Origin of the sequence: Agrobacterium sp. El2ro-1b (genome assembly GCF_048298475.1) — a bacterium.
In the GTDB taxonomy this organism is placed as follows: domain Bacteria; phylum Pseudomonadota; class Alphaproteobacteria; order Rhizobiales; family Rhizobiaceae; genus Agrobacterium; species Agrobacterium fabrum.
The window spans coordinates 1104993-1121391 of record NZ_CP103458.1; the positions used below are offsets into that span (position 1 = coordinate 1104993).

20 protein-coding genes and 1 riboswitch are annotated in these 16399 nt (G+C 58.9%); of the genes, 9 read left to right on the forward strand and 11 right to left on the reverse strand.

The window, feature by feature from the left end; translation table 11 throughout:
• Nucleotide 1: 1 nt before the first annotated feature.
• The 5 genes from NYR50_RS05465 to NYR50_RS05485 all read right to left on the reverse strand — a co-directional run bounded on the left by NYR50_RS05465 (nucleotide 2) and on the right by NYR50_RS05485 (nucleotide 5994).
• Nucleotides 2-805, reverse strand: a complete 804-nt coding sequence (locus NYR50_RS05465) for an endonuclease/exonuclease/phosphatase family protein (protein WP_418137013.1) — start codon at nucleotides 803-805, stop codon at nucleotides 2-4.
• A gap of 153 nt (nucleotides 806-958) precedes the next feature.
• Nucleotides 959-3823, reverse strand: a complete 2865-nt coding sequence (gcvP, locus tag NYR50_RS05470; RefSeq protein WP_418137014.1) for an aminomethyl-transferring glycine dehydrogenase — start codon at nucleotides 3821-3823, stop codon at nucleotides 959-961.
• Entirely contained in the window at nucleotides 3823-4185 is a 363-nt protein-coding gene (gcvH, locus tag NYR50_RS05475) for a glycine cleavage system protein GcvH (RefSeq protein WP_006315335.1), read from the reverse strand. Before gcvH ends, gcvP begins: the two co-directional genes overlap by 1 nt.
• Before the next feature lie 28 nt (nucleotides 4186-4213).
• A complete protein-coding gene (gene gcvT / locus NYR50_RS05480) occupies nucleotides 4214-5353 on the reverse strand; it encodes a glycine cleavage system aminomethyltransferase GcvT (protein WP_418137015.1) in 1140 nt (379 codons plus the stop codon).
• A 151-nt stretch (nucleotides 5354-5504) separates the two neighbouring features.
• Nucleotides 5505-5592: riboswitch (glycine riboswitch) on the reverse strand.
• A gap of 216 nt (nucleotides 5593-5808) precedes the next feature.
• Nucleotides 5809-5994 carry a DUF3008 family protein gene (locus NYR50_RS05485; RefSeq protein ID WP_418137017.1) on the reverse strand — a complete coding sequence of 62 codons (186 nt, stop codon included), beginning with the start codon at nucleotides 5992-5994 and terminating at the stop codon, nucleotides 5809-5811.
• A gap of 172 nt (nucleotides 5995-6166) precedes the next feature.
• Between NYR50_RS05485 and NYR50_RS05490 the strand changes: the two genes are divergently transcribed.
• Together NYR50_RS05490 and NYR50_RS05495 are read left to right on the forward strand one after the other, a co-directional pair.
• Nucleotides 6167-6547 (forward strand): hypothetical protein, encoded by a 381-nt coding sequence (locus NYR50_RS05490; protein ID WP_418137018.1) that lies wholly within the window; start codon nucleotides 6167-6169, stop codon nucleotides 6545-6547.
• An 86-nt stretch (nucleotides 6548-6633) separates the two neighbouring features.
• Entirely contained in the window at nucleotides 6634-7617 is a 984-nt protein-coding gene (locus tag NYR50_RS05495) for a copper chaperone PCu(A)C (protein WP_418137019.1), read from the forward strand.
• A gap of 61 nt (nucleotides 7618-7678) precedes the next feature.
• On the opposite strand, the gene NYR50_RS05500 is transcribed toward NYR50_RS05495, so the two are convergent.
• A complete protein-coding gene (locus NYR50_RS05500) occupies nucleotides 7679-8107 on the reverse strand; it encodes a plastocyanin/azurin family copper-binding protein (RefSeq protein ID WP_418137020.1) in 429 nt (142 codons plus the stop codon).
• Nucleotides 8108-8226: 119 nt separating this feature from the next.
• Nucleotides 8227-8517, reverse strand: coding sequence for a hypothetical protein (locus NYR50_RS05505; protein ID WP_418137021.1), 291 nt, complete (start codon nucleotides 8515-8517; stop codon nucleotides 8227-8229).
• A gap of 198 nt (nucleotides 8518-8715) precedes the next feature.
• Between NYR50_RS05505 and crcB the strand changes: the two genes are divergently transcribed.
• From crcB to NYR50_RS05535, 6 genes are all read left to right on the forward strand, one after another.
• The gene (gene crcB / locus NYR50_RS05510) at nucleotides 8716-9093 is read left to right on the forward strand and encodes a fluoride efflux transporter CrcB (RefSeq protein WP_418137022.1); all 378 of its coding nucleotides are present in this window, start codon (nucleotides 8716-8718) and stop codon (nucleotides 9091-9093) included.
• 66 nt (nucleotides 9094-9159) lie between these two features.
• Nucleotides 9160-10149 carry an RluA family pseudouridine synthase gene (locus NYR50_RS05515; protein WP_010971647.1) on the forward strand — a complete coding sequence of 330 codons (990 nt, stop codon included), beginning with the start codon at nucleotides 9160-9162 and terminating at the stop codon, nucleotides 10147-10149.
• Nucleotides 10150-10155: 6 nt separating this feature from the next.
• Entirely contained in the window at nucleotides 10156-10824 is a 669-nt protein-coding gene (locus tag NYR50_RS05520; protein ID WP_174008392.1) for an HAD family hydrolase, read from the forward strand.
• A 29-nt stretch (nucleotides 10825-10853) separates the two neighbouring features.
• Nucleotides 10854-11648, forward strand: a complete 795-nt coding sequence (locus NYR50_RS05525) for an ATP12 family chaperone protein (RefSeq protein ID WP_174008393.1) — start codon at nucleotides 10854-10856, stop codon at nucleotides 11646-11648.
• 60 nt (nucleotides 11649-11708) lie between these two features.
• Nucleotides 11709-12197 carry a hypothetical protein gene (locus NYR50_RS05530; RefSeq protein WP_418137023.1) on the forward strand — a complete coding sequence of 163 codons (489 nt, stop codon included), beginning with the start codon at nucleotides 11709-11711 and terminating at the stop codon, nucleotides 12195-12197.
• 235 nt (nucleotides 12198-12432) lie between these two features.
• On the forward strand, nucleotides 12433-12822 hold the full coding sequence (locus tag NYR50_RS05535; RefSeq protein WP_418137024.1) for a RidA family protein: 390 nt from the start codon (nucleotides 12433-12435) through the stop codon (nucleotides 12820-12822).
• Nucleotides 12823-12882: 60 nt separating this feature from the next.
• Here the strand turns inward: NYR50_RS05535 and fghA are convergent, their stop codons facing one another.
• The 3 genes from fghA to NYR50_RS05550 are packed head-to-tail and all read right to left on the reverse strand — an operon-like array spanning nucleotide 12883 to nucleotide 14916.
• Entirely contained in the window at nucleotides 12883-13716 is an 834-nt protein-coding gene (fghA, locus tag NYR50_RS05540) for an S-formylglutathione hydrolase (RefSeq protein WP_418137025.1), read from the reverse strand.
• Nucleotides 13717-13745: 29 nt separating this feature from the next.
• Nucleotides 13746-14435, reverse strand: a complete 690-nt coding sequence (locus tag NYR50_RS05545) for a DUF1345 domain-containing protein (RefSeq protein WP_418137026.1) — start codon at nucleotides 14433-14435, stop codon at nucleotides 13746-13748.
• 25 nt (nucleotides 14436-14460) lie between these two features.
• Entirely contained in the window at nucleotides 14461-14916 is a 456-nt protein-coding gene (locus NYR50_RS05550) for a YaiI/YqxD family protein (protein ID WP_418137027.1), read from the reverse strand.
• 165 nt (nucleotides 14917-15081) lie between these two features.
• Here NYR50_RS05550 and NYR50_RS05555 point away from each other — a divergent pair, with 165 nt between their 5' ends.
• Nucleotides 15082-15534: a DUF5680 domain-containing protein gene (locus NYR50_RS05555; RefSeq protein WP_174008398.1), complete on the forward strand. Its 453-nt coding sequence runs from the start codon at nucleotides 15082-15084 to the stop codon at nucleotides 15532-15534.
• 53 nt (nucleotides 15535-15587) lie between these two features.
• Here NYR50_RS05555 and NYR50_RS05560 read toward each other — a convergent pair whose 3' ends face one another.
• On the reverse strand, nucleotides 15588-16244 hold the full coding sequence (locus tag NYR50_RS05560; protein ID WP_418137028.1) for a peroxiredoxin: 657 nt from the start codon (nucleotides 16242-16244) through the stop codon (nucleotides 15588-15590).
• Nucleotides 16245-16399: the final 155 nt, after the last annotated feature.

Genomic DNA, 16399 nt, shown 5'->3' on the forward strand with positions numbered 1-16399 from the left:
TTCAGCTGAATTCAAGCAGCAAGGGGCAATGATCCGAGACTTCCGGCTGTCTTACGACGTCGAAGTGACTGACCTTGACGGCCGGATTGACCAGCAGGTAATCCGCATATCTGTTCGGTTTGGCATAATGCGAGGTCCGGGTGTCGGTGAAACCGCGGGTCGTAACGAGTTCGACAAGACCAAGCTCACTCAACACGGCGAAGGTCCTGCTATCAGGCAGAACGTTGAAATCGCCACAGACGATGACCCGGTCGCCATCCTCCGCAATATTCTTGACGAGTTGCACAAGACGTTTTGCCTGCTCCAGCCGGGCAGGGATATCATGTTTGCCTTCGAGGTCGCGCAGCCCATGCATATGGGCAATGACGACGGGCTGACCGGTCGTAAAATCGAAAACCCTGATGGCGTGGGCTGTGCGTGATCGCGGATGATCGCCATATCCGTCAGCCGAAAAGACGCCGTGCACGAAACCCTGCGCCTGCGCTATGATGGCGATGGATTTGCGAACAAAGGTCGCGAGGCCAAATTGGGAAGGATATCGTGTCTCGCCCTGCCAGAGGTCGCCCTGCGCCGCGGGACAGAATATCGCCACATGGTCCGGCAAGGCCTCGGCGACATCGCGAAAGAAGTTCGCCCGCTGCGGCAGCTCGATGCCATGATCGCGATAGCTCAACCAGTCCTGCGTGGCCGCCGGCGTGTGCACCACCTCCTGAAGGCATAAAATATCGGGGTCGGATGAGGCAATATAGGGAACGAGCTTGTCATGAAGCTTTCCGCCCCAACCATTCAGGCAAATCAGACGCATTCCCACTTCATCCCCTAACCGCGTCGCCTTGTCTAGCATGGAACCGGTGCGGATCAATCGTGCGAGAGAGACGACTGCGCGGTCGCAAAACTATCCATAATGAAAAAGGCCCGGATCGCTCCGGGCCTTCGTATTTTGGTTTGCAGCGATGCCTTATTCGGCCGCTTCGGCGTAAGCTTCCATCGGCGGGCAGGTGCAGATGAGGTTGCGGTCACCATAGACGTTGTCAATGCGGTTGACGGGCGACCAGTATTTGTCGATCCGGAAGGCACCGGGCGGGAAGCAGCCCTTTTCGCGGCTATAGGGACGATCCCATTCACCGACTAGGTCTTCCACCGTGTGCGGCGCGTTTTTCAGCGGGTTGTTATTCTTGTCCGCACGGCCTTCCTCGATGTCGCGGGCTTCTTCGCGGATCGCCAGCATGGCATCGCAGAAACGGTCGATTTCCGCTTTGGTTTCGGATTCCGTCGGCTCGATCATCAGCGTGCCGGCCACCGGCCAGCTCATGGTCGGCGCGTGGAAACCGCAGTCGATCAGGCGCTTTGCAACATCGTCCACCGTCACGCCGCAGCTATCCGCGAGCGGTCGTGTGTCGATGATGCACTCATGCGCCACGCGACCGGTCTCGGACTTGTAGAGCACATCATAAGCGCCCTTCAGCCGTTCGGCGATGTAGTTGGCGTTCAGGATCGCCACCTTGGTCGCCTGTGTCAGCCCTTCGCCGCCCATCATCAGGCAGTAGCTCCAGGAAATCGGCAGGATGGAAGGAGAACCGAAGGGGGCCGCAGACACTGCACCCTCACGACCGTCCGTCGTCGGATGGCCGGGAAGGTAGGGAGCCAGATGCGACTTGACGCCGATCGGGCCCATGCCCGGGCCGCCGCCGCCATGCGGAATGCAGAAGGTCTTGTGCAGGTTGAGGTGCGAAACGTCCGAACCGATATCGCCGGGGCGGGCAAGGCCGACCATGGCGTTCATGTTGGCGCCGTCGAGATAGACCTGTCCGCCATGCTTATGGGTGATCTCGCAGATCTCGCGAACCGTCTCTTCGAACACGCCGTGGGTAGACGGATATGTGATCATGCAGCACGAGAGATTTTCCGCATACTGCTCTGCTTTTGCACGGAAATCATCGATATCGATGTCGCCGTTGTCTCGTACCTTCACAGGCACGACTTTCATGCCGACCATCTGTGCCGAGGCAGGGTTGGTGCCATGCGCCGAGGTGGGGATGAGGCAGACGTCGCGATGGGTGCCGCCATTGGCGAGGTGGTAGTTGCGAATCGTCAGAAGCCCGGCATATTCGCCCTGCGCGCCGGAATTCGGCTGCATGGAGAAGGCGTCGTAACCGGTGACCGAGCACAGTTTTTCCGAGAGATCATCGATCATCTCCTTGTAACCGAGCGCCTGATTGGCCGGTACGAAGGGGTGGATGTCGGAAAACTCCGGCCAGGTGATCGGCAGCATTTCCGCAGTCGCGTTGAGCTTCATGGTGCATGAACCGAGCGGGATCATCGAGCGGTCGAGCGCCAGATCGCGGTCCGAAAGACGACGGATGTAACGAGTCATCTCGCTTTCGGCACGGTTCATGTGGAAGATCGGATGCGTCATGTACTGGCTGGTCCGCAGCAGGTCCTTCGGCAGGCGATAGTCCGGCTTGAAATCCGAAATCGAGAAATTGCCGCCGAACGCACGCCAGACAGCTTCAAGCGTTGCCGGGCGCGTGCGCTCGTCAAGGCTCATGCCGATCTTGGTGGCGCCAACCTTGCGCAGGTTCACACCTTCAGCGACCGCCGAGCGCAGGATGACGCCCTGCATATGACCGACTTCAACGGTGATCGTGTCGAAGAAGGTTTCCGGCTCGATGGTGTAGCCGAGCTTTTCCAGACCCTTGGCCATCAAAACGGCTTTCTGGTGGGTCTGCTGGGCAATTGCCTTGATGCCCTGCGGGCCGTGGAAGACGCCATACATCGAGGCCATGACGGCGAGCAGCACCTGCGCGGTGCAGATGTTCGACGTCGCCTTCTCGCGGCGGATATGTTGCTCGCGGGTCTGCAACGACAGGCGATAGGCGCGGTTTCCGCGTGCGTCGACCGAGACGCCGACCAGACGGCCGGGCATGGAGCGCTTATGTGCGTCCTTGACAGACATGTAAGCAGCATGCGGACCGCCGTAACCGACCGGAACGCCGAAACGTTGCGAGGTGCCGATGGCGATGTCAGCACCCATTTCGCCCGGAGACTTCAAGAGCGTCAACGCCAGAAGATCGGCGGCGACGGCAGCGATTGCGCCTGTCTGGTGCAAACGGGAAATCAGGCCTGTGAAATCGCTGACATGGCCGTGGGTGCCGGGATATTGGAAGATCGCGCCGAACACGTCGACCGGGTCGAGATCGGTGAAGGGATTGCCGATGATGACTTTCCAGCCGAGCGGAGCCGCACGGGTCTCGATCAGCGCGATGGTCTGCGGATGGCAATTGGCGTCGACGAAGAAGGCGGTCGCCTTGGATTTGGCGACGCGCTGGCACATCGCCATGGCTTCGGCAGCTGCCGTCGCTTCGTCCAGCAGCGACGCATTGGCGACATCGAGACCGGTCAGATCGCAGACCATGGTCTGGTAATTCAGCAGCGCCTCAAGACGGCCCTGGGAAATTTCCGGCTGGTAGGGCGTGTAAGCCGTGTACCAGGCCGGGTTTTCCAGAATGTTGCGCTGGATGACCGGCGGCGTGATCGTGCCGTAATAGCCCTGGCCGATCAGCGAGGTCAGGACCTGGTTCTTGTTGGCCGTCTCGCGCAGACGATCCAGCGCCTCGCGTTCGGTCAGCGCCGCACCCCAGGTGAGCGGCACCTTCTGGCGGATGGAGGAGGGAACGGTGGCGTCGATCAGGGCGTCGAGGCTCTTATAGCCGACGACCTTAAGCATGTCAGCCATTTCCGACGGCGACGGCCCGATGTGACGCCGGTTGGCGAAATCATAGGGCTGATAGTCGGTGAAATGGAATTCCGTGGGCGTCGTCATTACGCGATCAGCTCCTTGTAGGCCGCTTCGTCGAGCAGCGTATCGGCATCCGCAACGTTGGAAAGCTTCAGCTTGAAGAACCAGCCGGCACCCTGCGGGTCGGAATTGACCAGCGAGGGATCGTCGACGATGGCCTGGTTGATTTCGACCACTTCGCCGTCCAGCGGACAATAGACGTCGGACGCAGCCTTGACGGATTCCACGGTCGCAGCATCGCCATCCTTGGCGAAGGTTGCGCCCACTTCCGGCAGCTCGACAAAAACGAGATCGCCGAGCTGTTCAGCGGCGTGGCTGGTGATGCCAACTGTGGCGATATCGCCTTCGAACTTCAGCCATTCGTGTTCTGCGGTAAATTTCAGCATCGTGTTCTCTCCAGAGATGGAATGAGGATTAGCGTTTGTAGGTGGGCTTGATGAAGGGCAGGGCGGCGACGGTGACGGGCAAATATTTGCCGCGCACTTCCGCAAAGATCGCCGTGCCGGGAGCTGCGTAGGAAACAGGCACGTAACCCATGGCGACGGGGCCTTCGACCGAGGGGCCGAAACCGCCGGAGGTCACTTCGCCGATTTCCGTCACGCCTTCGGCATCCGCAAAAAGCTTCGAATGGCCGCGCACCGGGGCCTTGCCTTCCGGCTTCAGACCGACACGGCGGCGCGATGTGCCGTCCTTGAGCTCGCCGAGAATGCGTTCCGCCCCCGGAAAACCGCCTTCACGGTCGCCACCGGCGCGGCGGGCCTTCTGGATCGCCCATTCGAGCGAGGCTTCGATGGGGGAGGTCGTGGTATCGATATCGTTGCCATAGAGACAAAGGCCGGCTTCGAGACGCAGGCTGTCACGGGCGCCAAGTCCGATCGCTTCGCAATCGGGATGTTCGAGCAGAGCCTTGGCGATCTCTTCGGCCTTGTCTGCCGGCACCGAAATTTCAAAGCCGTCCTCGCCGGAGTAGCCGGAACGGGAAACGATGCAGGGCACATCATGCAGCGGTACGTCCTGCACGTCCATGAACTTCATCTCGGAAACGCCAGCCCACAGTTCTGCCAGCACCGCTTCGGCGCGTGGTCCCTGCAGCGCGATCAGGGCGCGGTCATCGAGAAGGGTGATCTCGCAGGCATCGGAAAGATGCGCCTTCATATGGGCGACATCGGCATCCTTGCAGGAAGCATTGACGACGACGAAAAGATGATCGCCACGATTGGTGATCATCAGGTCGTCGAGAATGCAGCCGTTGTCGTCTGTGAAGAAACCGTAGCGCTGGCGGCCTTCCTTGAGACCGAGAATGTCAACCGGCACCAACGTTTCAAGCGCGCGTGCGGCATCGGCGTTGTCGCCAGATTTCGCCTTCAGGATCACCTGGCCCATATGGGACACGTCGAACAGACCGGCGGAGGTGCGGGTCTGAAGATGTTCCTTCAGCACGCCGGCCGGATATTGCACTGGCATGTCGTAACCGGCGAAAGGCACCATACGGGCGCCAAGCGATATGTGCAGGGAATGCAGCGGCGTGGTTTTCAGCGCGGCGGTATCGTCCAAGGACGCCTCCAGGGTTGCGCGAGATATCGCGCGGGCTCAGGTCATGGCGCGAAAGCGCCGGTTCAAGAGCCCCCTCTGTCCTTGTCGCCTGAGATTGTTATCCCTTCGGCGAGCCGTCCTTAGATCAAGGTGGCTTCTCTCCAGAGTTCCGTCGTCACCGCTGGTCCTTTTGCCTGAGAGTTTCCGGGGCGGTTGCTCCTTCGGCACCGCAGTGAAGCGGTTTCTCCCAACGATGATGCGACGCTCATTATCTTCGAAGCCCCGCTATTGGCAAGGACCAAATGACGCATCTGAACAGATTCTTGCTCCATCTGCGCCATCGTCATTTCAGCCGTCCCGTAGGCCGCGTCTGCGTACCCATTCCACGTTCGTCATGGAGAGTGGGCAGACGGGGTTCTCACGAACGTCACAAGTTGTTTCAGCGACAGGAATTCGGCTCCAACGACGAGGCGCGGCTAGTCGGATTTTTTCTCCGGCAGGCCCTTGCGTTTTGTCGATGCAAAATCATCAAGTTCCTTTTCTGTCATAGACTTCTCCATGCTTTTTGAAGCGCCTTGTAAACTGGATTTTTTCACTTCGCCGCGTTTGGCGGCGAGCGCGGCACCCGCCGCTTTCTGCTGGGCTTTCGATTTGGCTGGCATGTCTGCCTCCTTTGAAACGATGGCTGGGCAAGGAAAATGCCGCTTCGCGTCGATCGTTCCCTTGCAACTATAAAGCCTGCGGCAAAATTCCCCTTTGAAATCGGGAGGAAAGCGGGATATCGCCTAGGATATGGATGCAAATCGAAAACGACGGCTGACAGGGATGGAGAAGATGCTTCGCATTTTCTGCGCGACCTTGATGTTGTCGCTCGGTTTTGCCCACAAGCCCGCGCTTGCGGTTAGCCCGCAGGTTGTCCTCGATGAGAGCTACCGGCTGCCGGATGGCACGTTTCCCGAGATTTGCCTCGGCCACGTCGGTGGGGCGAATGCCTCCCACAGCAAGGAAGGTCCGGCCCATTCGGGCGACGCCATCCTCTTCTGCGAGGCCTGCCTGCTGGCATCGTCCATTCTTCTGCCGATGCCCGATACGGAAGGCTGGCTGAAGACCGAGTTCGCCTGGCTCGACAATCGCCTGTCCGCAGAATGGAGCTTCCGCTCCGTCCTGACGATCCAAAAACCGGCTGCTCGCGGCCCGCCGTCTCTATCCGCCTGATTTTTCACACTACGGAATCATTGCCGCCTGTCAGCGGCACGGAGCGGCTGCGGAGCCCCAGGGGGCGCAGTCGCAGGGACAAACAAATGAAAACCACCAAGATCATTACCTGCACTCTCTTCGCCGCATCGGTTTCGACCGCGCCGGCTTTTGCTCACGCCACATTCGTGGACGGTTCGGCCGAACAGGACAGCACCATCGTTGCCGCCCTTCAGGTGCCGCATGGCTGCGATGGCGGGCTTGCCACCACGGAAGTGCAGATCAAGCTGCCGGAAGGCTTCATTTCCGCCAAGCCGCAGCCCAAGGCCGGCTGGGAACTGGAAATCATTAAGGGCGACTACCAGAAGACCTACAAGAACCACGGCAAGGACATCACAAGTGGGGCTGTCGAGGTCCGCTGGAAGGGCGGCAACCTGCCGGACGAGTTCTATGACACCTTCGCCGTGCAGGGCAAAATCTCCGGCATCGAAGTCGGGCAGGACCTGCCTTTCAAGGTGACGCAGCTTTGCGGCGACAAGGGCAAGGTCTCCTGGGATGAGGTCGCAGCCGCCGGCGTCGATCCGCATTCGCTGAAAAGCCCCGCTCCGACCATCAAGGTCGCTGCAAAGGCGCATGCGGGCGGGCATGATCATTCCGGCATGAGCATGGATATGGATGTCGTGAAAGCCGGCAACCTCGAAGTGTCCGATGGCGCGACCAAGGCCATGCTGCCGGGCCAGCCGGTTGGCGGCGGTTACGTGACCATCAAGAACACCGGCGACAGCGACGACAAGCTGGTCGGCATCGAATCCTCCGCCGCTGGCCGTGCTGAAATCCACGAGATGGCCATGGTCAATGACGTCATGAAAATGCGCAAGCTGGATGAGGGTATCGTCATTCCCGCCGGCCAGACGGTGGAGCTGAAGCCCGGCGGCCTGCACATGATGTTCTTCAATGTGAAGAAACCCTTTGCCGAAGGCGACAAGGTTCCTGTGACGCTGGTCTTTGAGAAGGCAGGCAAGGTCGAGATCGTGCTTTCGACGGGTGCAGCCAAGGGTGGTGACGCTAAAAGCGAACATCAGCACAACTGACGATAAAAAGAGGCTGCCGGAGCGCAATACTAATCCGGCAGCCTCAGTTATTCGGCCATTCTTATTTTGTAACGGTCAGCCTGGCCTGCATCCCTGCTTCGTAGTGACCCTTGATGTTGCAGAAGAGGAGATAGGCACCGGGCGTCAGCTTTGCCTTCAGCTGCCCGTCTCCACCAGGCTTGAGGTCGGCCACCTCGCCAAGGCTCTTCAACTGCTTTTCATCGACGCGATGTTTGGCTGTGTTGAGAGGAATTTTCTCGTCGGCCGACTTCAACTTTACGAGGATCATCTCGTGCTGTTCGCCCATCGCGTCATTATGCACCTGGAATACCGCGTCGCCAGCCTTGACCGTTGTCTGGTCCAAGGCAAGCGTCATCGGGCCTCCGCCTTCACCGCCTTCGGTCACTTTGATGGTGGTGGCAGCAAAAGCCGGCGCAGAGACTGTCAGCACCGCTGCAAAGAACGTGGCGTAGCGGATCAATGATGTCATGGGGTTCCTCCAGTGAATGTCGGAGGATTAGGAAATCTAACTGACAGCAACCTGAACGCGTGAAATTACACTGACATATATCATAAAATGGATACGGAAATTGCTATAAATGTATGATATTAAATCAGTTTATTTCCTTCATTGTCTTCATATGCCTGCTGGGCCTGTTCCAGCGTTGCCTGTTGCTCCTGGCGCTGGCTGGCAACCGTTAGGAAATAAAGCGCCAGGGCCGGTGGCTTGATGACGGTCATCATGCCGCGAAGCTGGAAATCCTCACCGCGTTCGGCTTTACGCGCCAACTCGTGAATAGCGTCTTCGATTTCGGTTTTGCGCGGAGCGCGCTGCGATGGCTTCACCGCTTCCAGCGCATAGGCTGCCGTATTTGCAGAAACAGAAAGAACCTGTGTCATTCAACCCCCGGCCATCTTTGCGACCCTGAAAACCGAATATTAGCACCCGCATCTTGTTGGAAGGCTAAATCGCGACGCTGCAATTTAATCGTATTTTAATGGATGAAAGCGCCGGGCAAAGGGGTTTCGCCAGCGGTTTCCTTGGTCTAGAAATGCGTCGGGCTGCCCGGTCCGGCAAACTCCGGAGACATCATTTCCATGATCAATATCGCTCTTGTCGCCACAGGCGGCGCAATCGGTTCCGTATTCCGTTATCTGGTCGGGGTCTGGAGCATGCGGCTGGCGGGTGCGAATTTCCCGTGGGGAACGCTCGCGGTGAATATCGTCGGGTCTTTCCTGATCGGTCTGATGGTCGAACTTGTGGCGCGGCGGTTGAACGCGTCCATGGAAATGCGTCTGTTTCTTGTCACCGGCGTGCTTGGCGGGTTCACCACATTCTCGTCCTTTTCGCTGGATGCGGTTGCGCTTTTCGAGCGTGGTGCGCTGGGTCTTTCGGCCGTTTACATCCTTGCAAGCCTTGTGGTTTCCATCGCTGCTGTTTTCGCCGGGCTGGCCTTGGGCCGCAACTTGTTCTAAAGGCTTGAACCAAACGGCGCGCCGACGAACAGAGCGCGCGATCAAGACAGAAAGACTGGAAATTTCATGGCAGGTATCGAGCATATCAAGGTCGAGGCCGACGAGGCCGGTATGCGCCTCGATCGCTGGTTCAAGATTCACTATCCGGGACTTGGTTTCGGGCAGCTGCAGAAGCTGTTGCGCTCCGGACAGGTGCGTGTGGATGGCGGCCGGGTGAAGACGGATGCACGGGTGCAGCCGGGACAGATGGTGCGCGTGCCGCCGGTCGATTCCGATATGAAGACCAAGACCGGTCCGATCGGATCGAAGGATCTCAAACATTCGGCAGACGGCGAACTTCTGGCGCGCATGCTGCTGCATGAAGATGACAAGGTCCTCGTATTCAACAAGCCCGCTGGCATTGCCGTGCAGGGTGGTTCCGGCGTCAATCGTCATATTGACGGTCTTCTGGAAGCATGGACCAGCCCGAAGGGCGAAAAGCCGCGTCTGGTGCACCGTCTGGACCGTGATACGTCAGGCGTGCTGGTGGTTGCCCGCACCCGTGGTGCCGCGCAGAAGCTGACGGCCGCTTTCCGCGAGCGCGATACCAAGAAGACCTATTGGGCGCTTGTTCGTGGCGTGCCGCGCAAACATCAGGACAAGATTTCCACCTGGCTGGTCAAGGAACAGACCCCCGACGGCGACCGCATGCGTATCGCCAAACACGGCGAGGAGGGGGCCGACCACGCCATTTCCTACTACCGTGTCATCGATACCGCCGCGCAGAATCTCGCCTGGCTGGAAATGGAACCCTATACCGGCCGCACCCACCAGCTTCGCGTTCACGCACTGCATATGGGACATCCGATTATCGGCGATCCCAAATATTACATTGACGATCCGAACTGGGATTTCCCGGGCGGCGTACAGAAGCGACTGCACCTCCATGCCCGCCATATCGACATACCGCATCCGAACGGCGGCCGGCTTCGCGTCAGCGCGCCCTTGCCGCCGCATATGGTGCAGACCTGGAACCTGCTCGGCCTCGACGTGGCCGATGGCGATAGGGAAGACTGACAAAAGATGAAACTCGTCCTTTTCGATTGCGACGGCACACTGGTGGACAGCGCCGGCCTGATCCATGCCGTCATGTCCGAGACCTTTGCCGATTTTGGAAAACCACGGCCTGATATTTCGCAGACCAAGGCGATCATCGGACTGACGCTGGATATCGCCATCGCCCGCATGCTCGGCAAGACACATGTGGATGACGAGGCGCTTGCAATGACGCAGCGTTACAGGGAGGTCTATCATCCTCTACGGGAGCGTCAGGAGATGACGACGCCGCTTTTCGATGGTATCGCCTCGCTGATCGATACGCTTTCGAAACGGGATGACGTGCTGATCGGCGCTGTCACCGGCAAGGGTCGGCGTGGGCTCACCCATATTCTCGAAACCCACGGCCTTGCCGATCACTTCATCGTTTCGCGCACGGCGGATGACTGCCCATCCAAGCCGCACCCGGCCATGGTGATGGAATGTTGCCACGAAACCGGCATGGTTCCAGCCGATACTGTCGTCATTGGTGACGCGATCTATGACATGCAGATGGCGAAAGCGGCTGGTGCAAAAGCCATCGGCGTTGCCTGGGGTTATGCCTCGGTCGAAGACCTCTGGAAGGCGGGCGCCGATGCGGTGGTCAACCATCCGAGCGAAATTCCGGCCCATGTTCCGGCCGACATTACCGAATGACCTTTCTACCCGACTGACGAGGATGTGCCATGCGTGATCTCCTGAACGACCTTTCGGAGGGCCTCAGCCACCCCGACCCGATCCTGCGCGCGCAGATCCAGATGCAGAAACCTCTACCGAAGCGGTTCTACAAGGATGTCACTGTTGCTGACGTGGAAGAGGGCGGCTTTACCATCCTGCTGGACGGCAAGCCGCTGCGCACGCCCGCCAAGAAGCCGCTGGTTGCACCGTCGCGGGCGCTGGCCGAACTGCTCCGCGACGAATGGGATGCTCAGAAGGAAGTGGTGAACCCGGTCGTCATGCCGGTATCGCGGCATGTGAATACCGCCATCGATGGCATCGCCAACGACACGCAGGCGGTTTTCGAAGACATACTCCGTTTTTCTTCATCCGATCTCCTCTGCTATCGCGCCGGCGATCCGGAAGCGTTGGTTGCACGGCAGACGGACCATTGGGATCCGGTTCTGGACTGGGCTGCCAATGTACTCGGCGCGCGCTTCATCCTCGTCGAAGGCGTGATGCATCAAGACCAGCCGCGCGAGGCGATCGCGGCCTTCGCTGTGACGCTGAAGAAATACGATACGCCGATTGCGCTCGCCGCGCTGCACACCATGACGTCTCTGACCGGCTCCGCCATTCTGGCGTTGGCATTGGCGGAAGGCGAACTCACGCTGGAAGAAGCCTGGGCACTCGCCCATCTGGACGAGGACTGGACCGCCGAGCAATGGGGCGAGGACGAGGAAGCGCTGGAACGCCGCGCCGTCAGGCTCATTGACATGCGTGCTGCCCTCAACGTGCTGGAGTCGCTGAAGAGCGCTTCTTAACGCTTTTCTAACCCTGATCGCCGAACATGCGGTTACCTCACGTTAGGGGAGCCGCAGATCATGACCACCCCGCTGAAACGCCTTGGCATTCTTGTGCTGGCGTCTTTCGTGCTCATGTCTTTCAGGCTGGAACCGGAAGCGACAAACACCGACCGGCTGCTTTATGATGTGCGCGGCGCATTTGTCGCAGCGCGCCCGGATGTCGCGCCGGCACTGATGCAGTCCATCCATGCGCAGGTCCAGAATGCGATCAAGATGACGGCGCGGGGTGAGACCAGACCACGTGTGGTGCTAACCATCCGTCTTGCATCCGTCAAACGTGCCCCCTTCCTGTTCGGAGAGCGGGCATCGGCCAAGGTCATCGTCCGTGCCGCAGCCGTAGCGACAGGCGAAGTCATCGCCGAGGCCAAATTCACCGCCACTGTCGTCAGCTTCGACAATCAGTCGATCGAACAGGAACTCGCCTATGGTGTCGCCGAGCGGGTGATCCACGAATTCAGGCTGAACCGGCCCGGCCCGACGACGCTTGCGACGGCCCTGTTTCCATAAACAGCAGAAAAGGCGGGAGGGGGGACATCCACCCATCCCCATTTATCCTGGAAATCTCACGCTCTGAAAAATTGCATCGCGATGCAGTGGATTTCACATACATTACGTATCTTAATTGACATACGCTGCGTACGTAACTATCTCACATACGTACCGTATGTAAAATGGCGTTCGAAGTTTAGCAAACAGCACTTCGCTCGTCCAAGGCCACTCAAGCCACAAAGAGAGATGCTAGATGACTGAACGCGAAGCAATTTTCCCGGCCAACAGGCACGCGCTTTACGAAGAACACGGCTACTCGGCCGCCATTCGATCCGGTGACCTTCTTTTCGTCTCCGGCCAGGTCGGCAGCCGTGCCGATGGAACGCCGGAACCCGATTTTGAACAGCAGGTCCGGCTCGCCTTCGAAAATCTCAAGGCCACACTTGCGGCGGCGGGGTGCACCTTCGACGACATCGTTGACGTCACGACGTTCCATACGGACCCGGAAAACCAGTTCGGAACGATCATGACCGTCAAGCAGGAGATTTTCAGCAAGTCGCCTTATCCGAACTGGACCGCCCTCGGCGTCAACTGGCTCGCCGGCTTCGATTTTGAGATCAAGGTCATCGCCCGAATCCCATGACACCGGATCAAGACGGAAACGGCGGCGCTAACAGGGCGCCGCCGGCCTGTTTCTTCAGCCTCAGCCAAGCCGCTCCGCATGCCATTTCAGATGGTCATCCATGAAAGTGGAGATGAAATAATAGGAGTGGTCGTAACGATCATGCATGCGCAGCGTCAGGCCGATATCCGTGCCCTTGATCGCCTCTTCGAACAGCCAGGGGCGGAGGCCTTTTTCCAGGAAACTATCGGCCTTGCCCTGATCGATGAAGAACTCGGGAAACCGTGCGCCATCCTCAACCAGCGAGCAGGCGTCATAGCGACGCCATGCGGCCCTGTCAGTACCGAGATATTTCTCCAGCGCCGGTTCCGACCAGTCGGCCGAAGAGGGGGCAACGATGGGTGCAAAAGCTGAGCAGCTCTTGAAACGCTCTGGGTGTTTCAGCGCAATCGTCATCGCACCATGACCGCCCATCGAATGGCCGAAGATGGATTGACGGCTCATATCGGCGCGAAAATGCTGGCCGATGAGGGCAGGCAGCTCTTCCGTCACATAGCTGTACATCTGGTAATGCTCTGACCAAGGCTCCTCGGTGGCGTCGAGATAAAAACCTGCGCCCTTGCCCATCTGCCAGTTGGTCAGCTCATCCGGCACGTCATTGCCGCGCGGGCTGGTATCCGGGCACACGACGATCAAACCGAGTTCAGACGCCATGCGGCGATATTCGCCCTTTTCCATGACATTGGCATGGGTGCAGGTGAGGCCTGAGAGATACCAGACAACCGGGCAGGGCTCATGGATCGCCTTTGGCGGCACATAGACTGCGAAGGTCATCTCGCTTTTGAGCGTTTCGGATTGGTGCGAAAAAACGCCCTGCATGCCGCCAAAGGCCGTATTCTGCGAAATGATGTTCATGAAGCCATTCCCTTAAGAAAAATTCCGGTTCAGCCCGCAAGCGAGACCGCGGCATTGACCGCCGCCGCGACCAGAACCGTGTTGAAGAAAAACGAAACGATGGAGTGCAGCATCGTCACCTTGCGCATGGCGGTGGTGGTTACCCCCACATCCGAGGTCTGCGCCGTCATGCCGATCACCACGGCGAAATAGAGGAAGTCGTAACCGCAGGGTTCCTTCGTCGCCGGAAAATCCATGCCGCCGCGATGCTGAGGCTTGCCATCGACCGTGGCCGGACGCCAGTAAAGATGGGCGTAGTGCAGGGCGGTCATGGTGTGGATCGTCAGCCAGCCGAAGATAACAGAGGCGAAGGCGATGAGCAGCGTCCAGACCGTTTCACCCGTGTGGTTGAGCGCCTGAAACAGCGACACCACGGCAACACCGACCGCAAGCAGCGTGACGGCGATGATGGCGACCGCAGGCAAATCGTCGCTGTCGGCATGGGCTTTCAGCTGCTGCGCGGTCAGCTTCGGCAGACGGAGGGCGACCAGCGTCAGATAGGTCAGGAAAAACAGAACCGCCGCGATCTCTATGGCGACGGAAGGCGCAAATGCCAGCGCCAGGCCAAGGCTGAGGGCCCAGACGAGAAAGGCAATAACGAAAGGCCGATGACGGCGATAGATATTGCTCTTGGGACTTACGGGGCTCTTGGCCGGGCTTTTCGGACTGGCGCGGGTCATGGACGACACCTTTCTGTTTGCAGCGTCATTTTTTGACACGGCGGCAGAAACGGTCAAGCGTCTCAAGAAAGGCCGAGCGGTCGCGCGGTGAAAAGGCCGCGTTATAGCCCTTGCTTTCCCCGGTTTCGCGCAGATGCGCACCAAGATCACGCATCGCCGTCGCCATGCCGATATTCGACGGATCGAAAACGCGCCCCGTCGGTCCCGTCACCAGCGCCCCCTTGGCAACACAGCGCCCGGCCAGCGGCACATCGGCGGTAATGACGATATCGTTTTCGATGGCGTGCTCGGCAATCCAGTCATCGGCCGCATCGAAACCCGCAGATACGATGACGTTTTTCACCATCGGATCGCGCGAAGGGCGCAGGCCTGAATTGGCGACAAAGGTTACTTCCAGCCCATGCCGCTCCGCCACCTTCAGAATTTCCGGCTTCACGGGGCAGGCGTCGGCGTCGACATAGATTTGCGAGTTTTGCGGCATGAGCACTCTTTTGGGATAATTCCTTCGATGCTTTTAAGGGCAAACGCCGCAATTACCAAGCCCGTCAGCGCTGAAATAGCCGCTCGACGCCGCGCAGCAGGATGCTTGCGACGATCGCGAAAACCGGCTATGTTCACTTTATGTTCTGGATCGTGGAGAGGGTCAATGTTGGAGGAGTTTATCGTGCAAGCCAAGTCTGCAACATATGTCGGCGGCGGCGATAAATCTGCGACCCCCACGCGGCAGGGATCGCACGATCTCGGTTATCGGGACGGAGACTGGCATTATGTCGACAGCTATTTCGGGGGAACCGATTTCATCGGCCAGGAGGTCGTCTGGCACCAGGGAACCGCGGTGTGGGGGATGAGTTATTACGGCCGTATTCTCAGGCCTGATATGATCGACGGCACGACGGCCGGCATGGTCATTCAGCGGTCGCTTTCCACGCTCTATCGGCAAGGCCGGTTTCTCGGCGGCTTTACCCATCCGGTGGAAAATCTGATCTATGTCGATACGAATGCGGGTGAATTCGGATCCTTCACGGGTGTCGAGCGCATCTACCGGGGACATGTCGAGACGTACCGGCTTGACTATCATGGCGGGATCATAAAGCCATGAGACGTGCGATGATGGGGCGATGATAGTTCACCGCCCCCGTTTTCGTTACGAGTTCAGCCGGGCTGCTTCGTCTTGCGCAGATAAGGAAGAACCGTGTCGTAGGAGCCGAAACGGGCAATCGCATCTTCGTTGGAGACGGCGGCGGTGATGATGACGTCCTCTCCCTGCTTCCAGTTGGCGGGCGTCGCCACCTGGTGTTTGGAGGTCAGTTGGATGGAGTCGATGGCGCGGAGAATTTCATCGAAATTGCGGCCGGTTGTCATCGGGTAGGTGAGGACGAGCTTGATCTTCTTGTCGGGGCCGATGACGAAGACGGAGCGCACGGTGGCGTTATCGGCAGGCGTGCGGCCTTCGGAACTGTCGCCGGCACCCGCCGGCAGCATGTCATAAAGCTTCGCCACCTTCAGGTCCTTGTCGCCGATCAGCGGATAATCGACATTGAAGCCGGTCGCGGTGCGGATATCGGCCTTCCATTTTTCATGGCTTTCGACCGGATCGACCGAAATGCCGATGATCTTGACGCCGCGTTTTTCGAATTCCCGCTGCAGGCCGCCCATGGCGCCAAGTTCCGTCGTGCACACGGGCGTGAAGTTTTTCGGATGGGAAAACAGGACTGCCCAGCCATCGCCGATCCAGTCGTGAAAACGCACCGGACCCTGGGTGGTCTCGGCGGTGAAGTCGGGGGCAATATCGTTGATACGCAGGCTCATAGTGTGTTTTCTCCCTGACGATTTGAACTGAAAATCTGATGGTTCTCTGCAATTTGTGTCCGGCGCAGGAGCTTAAGGTTTTTGCCTGAAATGGCCAGAGCTTTTCAGCGCCTGTCGATGACTGAGCAGGCGAGGGCCTGAACCCACAGACCCTC